Source organism: Paracoccus sp. FO-3 (assembly GCF_006386455.1).
GTDB lineage: Bacteria > Pseudomonadota > Alphaproteobacteria > Rhodobacterales > Rhodobacteraceae > Paracoccus > Paracoccus versutus.
The window spans coordinates 49,980-62,432 of the sequence record NZ_VCBQ01000022.1 but is presented as its reverse complement, the minus strand read 5'-3'; the positions used below and the strand labels follow the sequence as shown (position 1 = coordinate 62,432).

The 12,453-nt window shown below is 66.6% G+C and carries 10 protein-coding genes; 2 read left to right on the top strand and 8 right to left on the bottom strand.

The window, feature by feature from the left end; translation table 11 throughout:
- Positions 1–98: 98 nt before the first annotated feature.
- From FE811_RS08570 to glpD, 7 genes are read right to left on the bottom strand one after another with little or no spacing between them, the layout of a single operon-like run.
- On the bottom strand, positions 99–1,820 hold the full coding sequence (locus FE811_RS08570) for an ABC transporter substrate-binding protein (RefSeq protein ID WP_114536599.1): 1,722 nt from the start codon (positions 1,818–1,820) through the stop codon (positions 99–101).
- Between the two features lie 38 nt (positions 1,821–1,858).
- Complete coding sequence (locus FE811_RS08565) at positions 1,859–2,284, bottom strand: DUF2160 domain-containing protein (RefSeq protein ID WP_166435384.1); 426 nt, start codon at positions 2,282–2,284, stop codon at positions 1,859–1,861.
- Entirely contained in the window at positions 2,284–3,087 is an 804-nt protein-coding gene (locus FE811_RS08560) for a carbohydrate ABC transporter permease (RefSeq protein WP_036753280.1), read from the bottom strand. The genes FE811_RS08565 and FE811_RS08560 overlap by 1 nt, the downstream gene beginning before the upstream one ends.
- The gene (locus FE811_RS08555; RefSeq protein ID WP_036753283.1) at positions 3,087–3,974 is read right to left on the bottom strand and encodes a carbohydrate ABC transporter permease; all 888 of its coding nucleotides are present in this window, start codon (positions 3,972–3,974) and stop codon (positions 3,087–3,089) included. Before FE811_RS08555 ends, FE811_RS08560 begins: the two co-directional genes overlap by 1 nt.
- Positions 3,974–5,062: an ABC transporter ATP-binding protein gene (locus FE811_RS08550; RefSeq protein ID WP_116220688.1), complete on the bottom strand. Its 1,089-nt coding sequence runs from the start codon at positions 5,060–5,062 to the stop codon at positions 3,974–3,976. Before FE811_RS08550 ends, FE811_RS08555 begins: the two co-directional genes overlap by 1 nt.
- 1 nt (position 5,063) lies before the next feature.
- Complete coding sequence (locus FE811_RS08545; RefSeq protein WP_116220687.1) at positions 5,064–6,143, bottom strand: ABC transporter ATP-binding protein; 1,080 nt, start codon at positions 6,141–6,143, stop codon at positions 5,064–5,066.
- A 14-nt stretch (positions 6,144–6,157) separates the two neighbouring features.
- Positions 6,158–7,750 (bottom strand): glycerol-3-phosphate dehydrogenase, encoded by a 1,593-nt coding sequence (gene glpD, locus FE811_RS08540; protein ID WP_116220686.1) that lies wholly within the window; start codon positions 7,748–7,750, stop codon positions 6,158–6,160.
- A 454-nt stretch (positions 7,751–8,204) separates the two neighbouring features.
- Here glpD and cysD point away from each other — a divergent pair, with 454 nt between their 5' ends.
- Together cysD and cysN are read left to right on the top strand one after the other, a co-directional pair.
- Positions 8,205–9,140 (top strand): sulfate adenylyltransferase subunit CysD, encoded by a 936-nt coding sequence (gene cysD / locus FE811_RS08535; protein ID WP_036753297.1) that lies wholly within the window; start codon positions 8,205–8,207, stop codon positions 9,138–9,140.
- Position 9,141: 1 nt separating this feature from the next.
- Entirely contained in the window at positions 9,142–11,064 is a 1,923-nt protein-coding gene (gene cysN, locus FE811_RS08530) for a sulfate adenylyltransferase subunit CysN (protein WP_036753300.1), read from the top strand.
- Positions 11,065–11,156: 92 nt separating this feature from the next.
- Here the strand turns inward: cysN and glcF are convergent, their stop codons facing one another.
- On the bottom strand, positions 11,157–12,452 hold the full coding sequence (glcF, locus tag FE811_RS08525; protein WP_116220685.1) for a glycolate oxidase subunit GlcF: 1,296 nt from the start codon (positions 12,450–12,452) through the stop codon (positions 11,157–11,159).
- Position 12,453: the final 1 nt, after the last annotated feature.

The window sequence follows — 12,453 nt, the reverse complement described above, 5'->3', positions numbered from 1 at the left end:
CGAAAGAAGATGGGGCATCGGCGGCCTCCGGCCTGTCCTGGTCGCTGGCGGTTCGGCAGAAAGGGGGCGGGGCCCAAGGGCCCCGCCCCCGCAAGGCATCACTGCCAGGACTTGATCAGCTCGTCATAGGAGATCGTCTCGCCCTGCGGCTTTTCGTTCTCCAGCGGGCCGACGGGCGAGCCCTCGGCGGCCAGCCATTCCTGCGGATCCTTTTCCTCGTTCATCCTGGGCCCCAGGTCGCCCTGCACGCCGGCGCGCTCCAGCCGCTCCAGCACCCGCTCCTGCTCGGCGCAAAGCGCGTCCAGCGCCTCCTGCGGGGTCTTGGCGCCGGAAAGCGCGTCGCCGATGTTCTGCCACCACAGCTGCGCGAGCTTGGGATAATCCGGGATGTTGGTCCCGGTCGGCGACCATTGCACGCGGGCGGGCGAGCGATAGAACTCGACCAGGCCGCCCAGCTGCGGCGCGCGTTCGGTGAAGGACTGGTCCTGGATGGTCGATTCGCGGATGAAGGTCAGCCCGACATGGGATTTCTTCACGTCCACGGTCTTCGAGGTCACGAATTGCGCATAGAGCCAGGCGGCCTGCGCGCGGTCCACCGGCGTCGATTTCATCAGCGTCCAGGAGCCCACGTCCTGATAGCCGATCTTGGTGCCCTCGGACCAATAGGCGCCGTGCGGGCTGGGGGCCATGCGCCATTTCGGCGTGCCGTCCTCGTTCATCACCGGGGTGCCGGGCTTGACCATATCGGCGGTGAAGGCGGTATACCAGAACATCTGCTGGGCGATGTCGCCGCGCGCCGGGACCGGCCCCGCCTCGCCGAAGGTCATGCCCATGGCCTCGGGCGGGGTGTATTTCTGCAGCCAGTCGATGGCCTTGGTCACGGCATAGACCGCCGCGGCATCGTTGGTCGCGCCGCCCCGCGCCACGCAGGAACCGACGGGGCGGCTGTTCTCGTCGACGCGGATGCCCCATTCGTCCACCGGCAGCCCGTTCGGCTCGCCCTTGTCGCCCATGCCGGCCATGGACATCCAGGCATCGGTATAGCGCCAGCCCAGGCTGGGATCCTTCTTGCCATAGTCCATGTTGCCCCAGGCCTTCGCCGGGCCGCCCTCGACGTAGGACATGTCGCGGCCGGTGAAGAATTCGGCGATGTCCTCATAGGCCGACCAGTTCACCGGCACGCCCAGGTCGTAGCCGTATTTCGCCTTGAAATCCTCTTGCGTCTTCTGGTCGTTGAACCAGTCGTAGCGGAACCAGTAGAGGTTGGCGAATTGCTGGTCGGGCAGCTGATACAGCTCGCCGTCCGGGGCGGTGGTGAACTTCAGCCCGATGAAATCGTCGAGGTCCAGCGTCGGGCTGGTGAAGTCCTTGCCCTCCTCGGCCATCCACTTGGTCAGGCTGCGCGCCTGCTGATAGCGCCAATGCGTGCCGATCAGGTCGCTGTCGTTGACATAGGCGTCATAGATGTTCTCGCCGGTCTGCATCTGGGTCTGCAGCTTCTCGACCACGTCGCCCTCGCCGATCAGGTCGTGCGTGACCTTGATCCCGGTGATGGCGGTGAAGGCGGGCGCCAGCACCTTGGCCTCGTATTCATGCGTGGTGATGGTTTCCGAGACCACCTTGATCTCCATCCCCGCCAGCGGCTGCGCGGCGTCGATGAACCATTGCATCTCCTTTTCCTGGTCCTCGCGCGAGAGCGAGGACAGATCGCCGATCTCGGCGTCGAGGAATTTCTTCGCCGCCTCCATGTCCGCCCAGGCGGGCGCGCCCATGACCACAAGCGCAAGCGCCATGGCCGTGGTCCTTTGCATCGGTCTCATGTTTTCCTCCCTGATGAGACACCGTTTCCCGATCCCCGTCAGACCCAGCGAAACACCGCCGCGGCATGGACGAGGCAGAGCGCGAGCCCCCACCACAGCGGGGGGCCTGCGAAGAACAGCCAGCCCAGGCAGATGAAGGCCGAGCCGAGAAGCGAGATGAACAGCCGGTCGCCGCGCGTCGTCTCGATGCGCAGGATGCCGCGGCGCGGGGTTTCCGGGAAGCGGATGGCCAGGATGGTGAACAGCACCAGCAGGCCCGCGATCACCCAGAAGAACAGCGCCACCGGAAAGGTCCAGGCCATCCAGCCGCCGGGAACCATCGGCGCGGTCCAGTCCCTGGCCCCGTCCTTGACCGGCGTGGCCCAGACCAGCAGGGCCAGGACGGCGCCCATCAGCAGGGCGGCCAGGGCATAGATCGCCGGCCAGGCGATGCGCTTGTGCGTCGGGATGGCGGCGTCGGACATCAGACCCTCCCCAGGGCAAAGCCCTTGGCGATGTAGTTGCGCACGAACCAGATCACCAAGGCGCCGGGGATGATGGTCAGCACCCCCGCCGCCGCCAGCACGCCCCAGTCCATGCCGCTGGCGGAAACCGTGCGCGTCATCGTCGCCGCGATGGGCTTGGCGTTCACCGAGGTCAGCGTGCGGGACAAGAGCAGCTCGACCCAGCTGAACATGAAGCAGAAGAAGGCGGCGACCCCGATGCCGCTGGCGATCAGCGGCATGAAGATCCTGACGAAGAAGCGCGGGAAACTGTAGCCGTCGATATAGGCGGTCTCGTCGATCTCCTTGGGGACGCCGCGCATGAAGCCTTCCAGGATCCAGACCGCCAGCGGCACGTTGAACAGGCAATGCGCCAGCGCCACGGCGATATGCGTGTCGAAAAGCCCGACCGAGGAGTAGAGCTGGAAGAAGGGCAGCGCAAAGACCGCCGGCGGCGACATGCGGTTGGTCAGCAGCCAGAAGAACAGGTGCTTGTCGCCCATGAAGCTGTAGCGGCTGAAGGCATAGGCGGCCGGCAGCGCCACGGCGACGGAAATCACCGTGTTCATCACCACGTAGATGATCGAGTTCACATAGCCCATGTACCAGCTGGGATCGGTCAGGATGACCCGATAGTTCCGCAGGGTCAGGTTGTGCGGATAAAGGCTGAAGGTGCCGGTGATCTCGGCATTGGTCTTGAGGCTCATGTTCACCAGCCAGTAGATCGGCACCAGCAGGAACAGCAGGTAGATCAGCATCACCAGGGCCGAGGGCTTCAGGCGCATCACATGCCCTCCGGGATGTCGGCCTGGCTGCGGTCGATATTGGTCATGACGGTGTAGAACACCCAGCTGACCAGCAGGATCACCAGGAAATACATGATCGAGAAGGCGGCGGCGGGGCCGAGGTCGAACTGCCCGACCGCCATCTTCACCAGGTCGATGGAGAGGAAGGTGGTCGAGTTGCCGGGACCGCCGCCGGTGACGACGAAGGGCTCGGTATAGATCATGAAGCTGTCCATGAAGCGCAGAAGCACGGCGATCAGCAGCACGCCCTTCATCTTGGGCAGCTCGATATGGCGGAACACCGCCCAGCGGCTGGCCTGGTCGATCTTGGCGGCCTGGTAATAGGCCTGCGGGATGGATTGCAGCCCGGCATAGCAAAGCAGCGCGACCAGGCTGGTCCAGTGCCAGACATCCATCACGATCACGGTGATCCAGGCGTCCAGCGGGTCGTTGGTATAGTTGTAGTCGAGCCCCAGCGCCTTGAGCCCGCGGCCCAGAAGCCCGATGTCGGTGCGGCCGAAGATCTGCCAGATGGTGCCGACGACGTTGAAGGGGATCAGCAGCGGCAGCGCCATCAGCACCAGCACCAGGCTGGACCAGAAGCCCTTTTTCGGCATGTTCAGCGCCACGAAGATGCCCAGCGGCACCTCGATCGCCAGGATGATGGCGGAAAACAGCGCCTGCCGCCCCAGCGCCCCGTGCAGGCGGCGCGAATGCACCATCTCGTCGAACCATTCGAGACCCGCCCAGAAGAAGGCGTTGTTGCCGAACGTGTCGTTCACCGAATAGTTCACCACCGTCATCAGCGGGATTACCGCCGAGAAGGCGACGACGACCAGCACCGGCAGGACCAGGAACCAGGCCTTGTTGTTCTGGGTCTTTTCCATCAGCCGCCCCCCTGTTCCAACGGCGCGACGCGCCAGTCGTCGGCATAGACGTTGATCTTGCCCGGCGCGAAGGCGACCTGCGGCAGGCCGCCGACCACCATCCCCTCGGGCACGACCACGTTCAGCGGCCGGCCCGCGACCTCGCCGCGCACCAGCCGGTGGCGGCCCAGATCCTCGATCCGGCGGATGGTCAGCGGCAGCCCGCCGCTGGCGACCAGCCTGGCATGTTCGGGGCGGATGCCGATCTGCACCCGGCCGGCGACCGGGGGATAATGCGCCCCCAGCGCCACCACCTCGCCGCCGGGCAGCAGGGCTTGGTCGCCCCGCAGCTCCTCGGCATCGAGGAAGTTCATGCCGGGCGAGCCGATGAAATAGCCCACGAAGCTGTGGGCGGGCTTTTCGAACAGCTCCTCGGGCGTGCCCATCTGCACCACGCGGCCCTCGTGCATGACCACGACCTGCTGGGCAAAGGTCAGCGCCTCGGTCTGGTCGTGGGTGACGTAGATCATGGTATGGCCGAACTGGCGGTGCAGTTCCTTGAGCTGGGTGCGCAGCTCCCATTTCATCTGCGGGTCGATGACGGTCAGCGGCTCGTCGAAGAGGATCGCGTTCACGTCCTCGCGCACCATGCCGCGGCCAAGGCTGATCTTCTGCTTGGCATCGGCGGTCAGCCCCTGCGCCTTGCGGTTCAGCCATGCCTCCATGCCGATCATGCGCGCGATCCGGTCCACCCGCGCCTTGACATAGGCGGCGTCCTTGCCGCGGTTCCTCAGCGGGAAGGCCAGGTTGTCGCGCACGGTCATGGTGTCGTAGACCACCGGGAACTGGAACACCTGGGCGATGTTGCGCTCGGCCGTAGGGGCCGCGGTCACGTCGCGGTCGCCGAACAGCACCCGGCCCTGGCTGGGGGTCAGAAGCCCCGAGATGATGTTCAGAAGCGTGGTCTTGCCGCAGCCCGAGGCGCCCAGCAGCGCATAGGCGCCGCCGTCCTGCCAGACATGGTCCATCCGTTTCAGCGCGAAATCTGCATCGGACCGCGGATGGGGCAGGTAGCTGTGGGCCAGGTTCTGCAGGGTGATCCGCGCCATGTCAGGCCGCCTTCGCATAGGCGGCCGGGGCGGCAAGCCGCCCGGACGCGTCGAACAGGTAGACATGCGCCGGGTCCAGCCAGACCGAAAGCGGCTGGCCGGGGGTCAGCAGATGCACGCCCTCGACCAGCCCGACCCAGCGGTCGGCGCCATGCTCGACATGGACGAAGGTTTCCGAGCCGGTGATCTCGGTCCCGGCCAGCGTGCAGGCGAACGCCACCGCCGCCGGGCCGTGCCGGGCCAGCGACAGGTGGTTGGCGCGGAACCCGGCCAGATAGGCGCCGTCCGGCAGGTCGGCGAAACTGCCTGCGGCCAGCACGCTGTCGCCGAAGGTGACGGCATCGCCCTGCTTGCGGGCGGCAACGAAATTCATCGGCGGATCGCTGAACACCCGCGCCGTGGTCGCATCCACCGGCTGGCGATAGACCTGCGGCGTCGGGCCGAATTGCGTCACCCGGCCCTGCCACAGCGTCGCGGTATGGCCGCCCAGCAGCAGCGCCTCCTCGGGCTCGGTGGTGGCATAGACGAAGATCGCGCCCGACGCCTCGAAGATGCGCGGGATCTCGACCCGCAGCTCTTCGCGCAGCTTGTAGTCGAGGTTCGCCAAGGGCTCGTCCAGCAGCACCAGCCCGGCGCCCTTGACCAGCGCGCGGGCCAGGGCGCAGCGTTGCTGCTGGCCGCCCGAAAGCTCCAGCGGCTTGCGCGCCAGCATCGGCGTCAGGTGCAGCATCTCGGCGGTCTCGCGCACCTTGCGGTCGATCTCGTCCCGCGGCCGGCGCAGGATGCGCAGGGGCGAGGCGATGTTTTCATAGACCGAGAGGCCGGGATAGTTGATGAACTGCTGGTAGACCATGGCAATGCCGCGGTCCTGCACGCGCTGGCCGGTCACGTCCCGCCCGTCCCAGAGGATGCGGCCGGTCGTCGGCTGGTCCAGCCCCGCCATCAGCCGCATCAGGCTGGTCTTGCCGGAAAGCGTCGGGCCCAGCAGCACGTTCATGCTGCCCCTTTGCAGGGTCAGGCTGGTGGGGTGGACATGCACCCTGCCCCCGACCGACCGCGATACGCCCTGCAGTTCCAGCAAAGCCTTACCCTCCCCTATTCCGCCGCCGAATGGGCGGCATGGTGCCTGTCCACGAAGGCCGCCAGCTCGCGGCGTTGCGCCTCGGTCATGTGCAGGCCCAGCTTGGTGCGGCGCCACAGGATGTCCTCGGCAGTGGCGGCGAATTCATGGCGGATCAGCCAGATCACCTCGGCCTCGGTCAGCCCGGCGCCGAAATCGCGCCCCAGCGCCGCCATGCTGCCGGCGCCGTCGAGCAGCAGGAACGCCTCGGTGCCATAGGTGCGCACCAGCCGGCGCGACAGGCGCGGCGACAGGAACGGGTGGCGCGCCTGCAGCTGGGCCAGCAGATCCTCGACCCCGTCCACCGGGAAGTCGCCGCCCGGCAGCGGCACCCGCGCGGTCCAGTCCCCGCCCGCCTGCGGAAAGTAGGGCGCAAGCCTGGCCAGCGCGCCCTCGGCCAGCCGGCGGTAGGTGGTGATCTTGCCGCCGAAGACGTTGAGCAGCGGCGCCCCGCCCGCCTCGCCGTCCTGCAGGCTGAGGACATAGTCCCGCGTCGCCGCCGTGGCCGATTTCGCGCCGTCGTCGTAAAGCGGCCGCACCCCGGAATAGGTCCAGACCACCTGATCGGGCGTCACCGGCCGGGCGAAATAGCGGCTGGCGAAGGCGCAGAGGTAATCGCGCTCTTCCTCGGTGCAGCGCGCCTCGCCGGGGGGGCCGCGATGGTCCATGTCGGTGGTGCCGATCAGGGTGAAATCCTCTTCGAAGGGGATCGCGAAGATGATCCGCCCGTCCGTGCCCTGGAAGAAATAGCAGCGGTCGTGGTCGTAAAGCCGCGGCACGACGATGTGGCTGCCGCGCACCAGCCGCACCCCTTCGGTCGAGGGGATATGCGCGACGTTGCGGATCACGTCCTCGACCCATGGCCCGCCGGCATTGACCAGCGCGCGGGCGTGGTGGATGCGCGTGCCCCCCGCCCCCTCGGTGGTGATGCGCCACAGCCCGTCCGCGCGCTCGGCATGGGTGACGCGGGTGCGGGTCAGGATGGTGGCGCCGCGGGCCTGCGCGTCGCGGGCGTTCAGCACCACCAGCCGCGAATCCTGCACCCAGCAGTCGGAATATTCCCAGCCCCGCCGGAAGCCCGGCTTCAGCGGCTTGCCCAGCGGGTCGCGGGACAGGTCCAGCCGCCTGGTCCCCGGCAGGATCCTGCGGCCGCCCAGATTGTCGTAAAGGAACAGCCCCAGCCGGATCAGCCAGGCCGGGCGGCGGCCGCGCAGCCAGGGCATCGCCAGCGACAGGATGCGCGAGGTCGGCGTGTCGGCCTCGAAGCGCATGTCGGGCGACCAGGGCAGCACGAAACGCATCGGCCAGGAGATATGCGGCATCGCGGCCAGCAGCGTCTCGCGTTCCTCCAGCGCCTCGCGCACCAGCCGGAACTCGAAGAACTCCAGGTAGCGCAGCCCGCCATGGAACAGCTTGGTCGAGGCCGATGAGGTCGCCTGCGCCAGGTCGCCCATCTCGGCCAGCGTGACCGCAAGCCCGCGCCCCGCCGCATCCCGCGCGATGCCGCAGCCGTTGATTCCTCCGCCGATGATGAAAAGGTCGGCCTGGGGCCGCGCTGGTGCCGACACGCCGATCCCTCCCCGTCGCTGCGCGTCCGTCGATAGCCGAAAGGTGTAACGGCTTCGTGACCCCGGTCAAGCGAAAATTTTCGTTTATGATCGCTTTTGGAAAAAACGAATGAACATGCGCGGCATTGCAGCATGATTCGCGGGAAAACAGTGCAGATGCAGCAATGATCGCGAGCCGCGACGCGCGGTTTTTCTTGCGCCGCAAGAACGGCGAGCCGCCGTCAAGGGTAAAATCGAACTGAAACGAACATTCGGAAGCGCCGAGGGCGCGGCAACCGCAGGTAGAAAGGCATTTCCACGCCGCCGCGCAGCCATCCGCGACTGCCCGCCGTTGCCGCAATGCAGCAATTTCGCCGTCCATGCGGCAAAGGGACGCCGTTTCCGCCGCGCCGGGCTTGGTCTCGGCGGGAAAATCTGGCAAGGACGGCGCATCCTAAGAACAAGGGCCATCCAGATGAACAGCCAATCCGTCATACATACCGGGGGTCAGGTGGCCACGCTGACCCATCTTCAAAGGCTTGAAGCCGAAAGCATCCAGATCATGCGCGAGGTCGTGGCGGCGGCCGACAACCCGGTGATGCTCTATTCGGTCGGCAAGGATTCGGCCTGCATGCTGCATCTGGCGAAGAAGGCGTTCTACCCGGCCCCGCCGCCCTTCCCGCTGCTGCATGTCGACACCACCTGGAAATTCCGCGCCATGTACGATCTGCGCGACCGCGCCGCGGCGCAGGCGGGCATGGAGCTGATCGTCCACCACAACCCCGAGGCGATGGAAAAGGGCATCAACCCCTTCGACCACGGCAGCCTGCATACGGACATGTGGAAGACGGACGGGCTGAAGCAGGCGCTGACCAAGTTCAATTTCGACGTGGCCTTCGGCGGCGCGCGCCGCGACGAGGAAAAGTCGCGCGCCAAGGAACGGGTGTTCTCGTTCCGCTCGGCCAACCACCGCTGGGATCCCAAGAACCAGCGCCCCGAGCTGTGGAAGCTCTACAACACCCGCAAGGGCAAGGGGGAATCGATCCGGGTCTTCCCGCTGTCGAACTGGACCGAACTGGACATCTGGCAGTATATCCACCTGGAAAACATCGACATCGTGCCGCTGTATTTCTCGGACCTGCGGCCGGTGGTGGAACGCGACGGCCTGCTCATCATGGTCGACGACGACCGCTTCCGCCTGCGCGAGGGCGAGCAACCGATGATGAAATCCGTGCGCTTCCGCACGCTGGGCTGCTATCCGCTGACCGGCGCGGTGGAATCGAACGCCAAGACCCTGCCCGAGGTCATCCAGGAAATGCTGCTGACCACCACGTCCGAGCGGCAGGGCCGCGCCATCGACCACGACCAGTCGGCCTCGATGGAGAAGAAGAAGCAAGAGGGGTATTTCTGAGATGAACCACGAGATGAAAAGCCCCGTCTATGTCACGGACACGCTGATCTCCCAGGATATCGACGCCTATCTGCTGAAGCACCAGCACAAGACCATGCTGCGCTTCATCACCTGCGGCTCGGTCGACGACGGCAAGTCCACGCTGATCGGCCGGCTGCTCTATGACAGCAAGATGATCTTCGAGGACCAGCTGGCGAGCCTGGAAAGCGATTCCAAGGTCGTGGGCACCCAGGGCGGCGAGATCGACTTCGCCCTGCTGGTCGACGGCCTGGCGGCGGAACGCGAACAAGGCATCACCATCGACGTGGCCTATCGCTTCTTTGCCACCGACAAGCGCAAGTTCATCGTCGCCGACACGCCCGGCCACGAGCAATATACCCGCAACATGGTCACCGGCGCCTCGACCGCCGACCTTGCCGTGATCCTGATCGACGCGCGCCAGGGCGTGCTGACCCAGACCCGGCGGCACAGCTACCTGGTGAACCTGCTGGGCATCCAGAACGTGGTGCTGGCGGTGAACAAGATGGACCTGGTCGATTACTCGGCCGAGCGGTTCTACGACATCGTCGCGGATTATTCGCATTTCGCCAAGCAGATCGGCATGGACAGCTTCCTGCCGATCCCGATCTCGGGGCTCAAGGGCGACAATATCGTCGAGAAAAGCCCGAACATGCATTGGTACCAGGGCCCGACGCTGCTGGGCCACCTGGAAGAGGCGCCGGTCAGCGACACCCGCATGCTGGACCAGCCCTTCCGCATGGCGGTGCAATGGGTGAACCGGCCGAACCTGGACTTCCGCGGCTTTGCCGGCCAGATCGGCGCGGGCATGGTGCGGCCGGGCGACGCCATCCGGGTGCTGCCCTCGGGCAAGACCACCACGGTCAAGTCGATCGTCACCTATGACGGCGACCTGGACCTGGCCGTCGCCGGCCAGTCGGTGACGCTGACCTTCGCCGACGAGATCGACTGCTCGCGCGGCGATATGATCGTGCAATCCGACCAGCCCTGCGAGGTCGCCGACCAGTTCGAGGCGACGGTGGTCTGGATGGCCGAGCAGGAGATGCTGCCGGGCCGCCCCTACCTGCTGAAGATCGGCACCCAGACCGTCACCGCGACCGTGACCGAGCCCAAGTATGAGGTCAACGTCAACACGCTGGAGCATCTGGCCAGCAAGACGCTGGGGCTGAACGCCATCGGGGTGGTCAATATCTCGACCGACCGGCCGATCCCGTTCGAGGCCTATGCCCAGAACCCCGACCTGGGCGGCTTCATCCTGATCGACCGCATGACCAATGCCACGGTGGCGGCGGGCATGATCCATTTCGCGCTGCGCCGGTCGCAGAACATCCACTGGCAGGCGCTGGACGTGAACCGCGATGCCCATGCGGCGCTGAAGAACCAGAAGCCCGCCGTGGTCTGGTTCACCGGCCTGTCGGGCTCGGGCAAATCGACCATCGCCAATATCGTCGAGAAGAAGCTGCATGCCCTGGGCAAGCACACCTTCCTGCTGGACGGCGACAACATCCGCCACGGGCTGAACCGCGACCTGGGCTTTACCGATGCCGACCGGGTGGAAAACATCCGCCGCGTGGGCGAGGTGGCGCGGCTGATGACCGATGCCGGGCTGATCGTGCTGACCGCCTTCATCTCGCCCTTCCGTTCGGAACGGCAGATGGTGCGCGACCTGATGGCGCCGGGCGAGTTCGTCGAGGTCTTCGTCGACACGCCGCTGGAGGTGGCCGAGGCGCGCGACGTCAAGGGCCTGTACAAAAAGGCGCGGTCGGGCCAGCTGAAGAACTTCACCGGCATCGACAGCCCCTATGAGCAGCCGCAGAATGCCGAGCTGACTGTGAACACGGTCGAGCTGACGCCCGAGGACGCGGCCGAGCGCATCGTGCAATACGTGCTGCGCGAGATGAGCTGACGCCCCGCCCCTTCGCGGATGAGACAAAAGAACGGCGGCCGGGTTGCGGCCGCCGTTCGCATGTCGGGGTCGGGCTTTTCCTAGCGGCGGCGCTAGGCCCTGTCCGCCAGCGCCCGCGGCCTTGGCCCGCCGGTGGCCCAGTCGAGCAGTTCGGCCGTATGGACGACCGGCACCCCGGTGCCCGAGCCGATCTGCATCATGCAGCCGATATTGCCGGCGCTGATCACCTGCGGGGTCAGCGCCTCCAGCGTCTCGACCTTGCGGCGCTTCAGCTCGGCCGAGATCACCGGCTGCATCAGGTTGTAGGTGCCGGCCGAGCCGCAGCAGATATGCGCGTCCCTGGGCTCCAGCACGGTAAAGCCGGCAGCGGCCAGCAATTCCTTGGGCGCGCTGCGGATCTGCTGGCCGTGCTGCAACGAACAGGCGGCGTGATAGCCGACGCGCAGCGGCTCGGCATGGCCGGGCTCGCGCAAGCCCAGCTCGGCCATGACCTCGGTGATGTCCTTGGCCAAGCCGGCCACCCGCGCGGCATCCGCGGCCAGCGGATCATGCGCGAACATGTGCCCGTAGTCCTTGACCGTGGTGCCGCAGCCCGAGGTGTTGATGACCACCGCGTCCAGCCCCTCGCCCGCGATCTCGGCCATCAGCGCACGGATATTGGCGGCGGCCATGGCGTGGCTTTCGTCGGTCTTGCCCATGTGATGGGTCAGCGCGCCGCAGCAGCCCAGGCCGCGCGGGATCACCACCTCGCAGCCATGCCGGCGCAGAAGGCGGATGGTCGCGTCGTTGATGTCGGTGTTCAGCGCCCTTTGCGCGCAGCCGACCAGCAGCGCCACCCGCTTGCGGCGCGGCACCTCGGCGGCAAAGACCTGCGGGCGGTCGTTCAGGCTGGGCGGCGGGATGTCGCGCGGCGCCATGTCCAGCATCGCCCGCAGCCGCGCATCCGGCAGCAGCCGGCGAAAGGGCCGCGCGATCTTCGCGCCCATCAGCGCCAGTCGGAAGCGCCCCGGATAGGGCAGGATGCGCGCCAAGAGCCAGCGCAGCGCCCGCTCGCCCAGGGGGCGGCGATAGGTCTTTTCGATATATTCGCGGGCGTGATCGACCAGGTGCATGTAATGCACGCCCGAGGGGCAGGTGGTCATGCAGGAAAGGCAGCTGAGGCAGCGGTCGATGTGGCCGACGGTCTTGGCATCGGGGATCTTGCCGTTCTCCAGCATGTCCTTGATCAGGTAGATGCGGCCGCGCGGGCTGTCCAGCTCGTCGCCCAGCACCTTGTAGGTCGGGCAGGTCGCGGTGCAGAAGCCGCAATGGACGCAGCTGCGCAGGATCTCGTTGGCGCGGGCCGTGCCGGGGTCGGCCAGTTGCTCGGCGGTGAAATTGGTCTGCATG

What these genes read in the sequence shown, in the direction of transcription:
- FE811_RS08570 (WP_114536599.1), bottom strand. Translation starts at nt 1,820, where the DNA reads ATGAGACCGATGCAAAGGACCACGGCCATGGCGCTTGCGCTTGTGGTC.
- FE811_RS08565 (WP_166435384.1), bottom strand. Translation starts at nt 2,284, where the DNA reads ATGTCCGACGCCGCCATCCCGACGCACAAGCGCATCGCCTGGCCGGCG.
- FE811_RS08560 (WP_036753280.1), bottom strand. Translation starts at nt 3,087, where the DNA reads ATGCGCCTGAAGCCCTCGGCCCTGGTGATGCTGATCTACCTGCTGTTC.
- FE811_RS08555 (WP_036753283.1), bottom strand. Translation starts at nt 3,974, where the DNA reads ATGGAAAAGACCCAGAACAACAAGGCCTGGTTCCTGGTCCTGCCGGTG.
- FE811_RS08550 (WP_116220688.1), bottom strand. Translation starts at nt 5,062, where the DNA reads ATGGCGCGGATCACCCTGCAGAACCTGGCCCACAGCTACCTGCCCCAT.
- cysD (WP_036753297.1), top strand. Translation starts at nt 8,205, where the DNA reads ATGAACAGCCAATCCGTCATACATACCGGGGGTCAGGTGGCCACGCTG.
- cysN (WP_036753300.1), top strand. Translation starts at nt 9,142, where the DNA reads ATGAACCACGAGATGAAAAGCCCCGTCTATGTCACGGACACGCTGATC.
- glcF (WP_116220685.1), bottom strand. Translation starts at nt 12,452, where the DNA reads ATGCAGACCAATTTCACCGCCGAGCAACTGGCCGACCCCGGCACGGCC.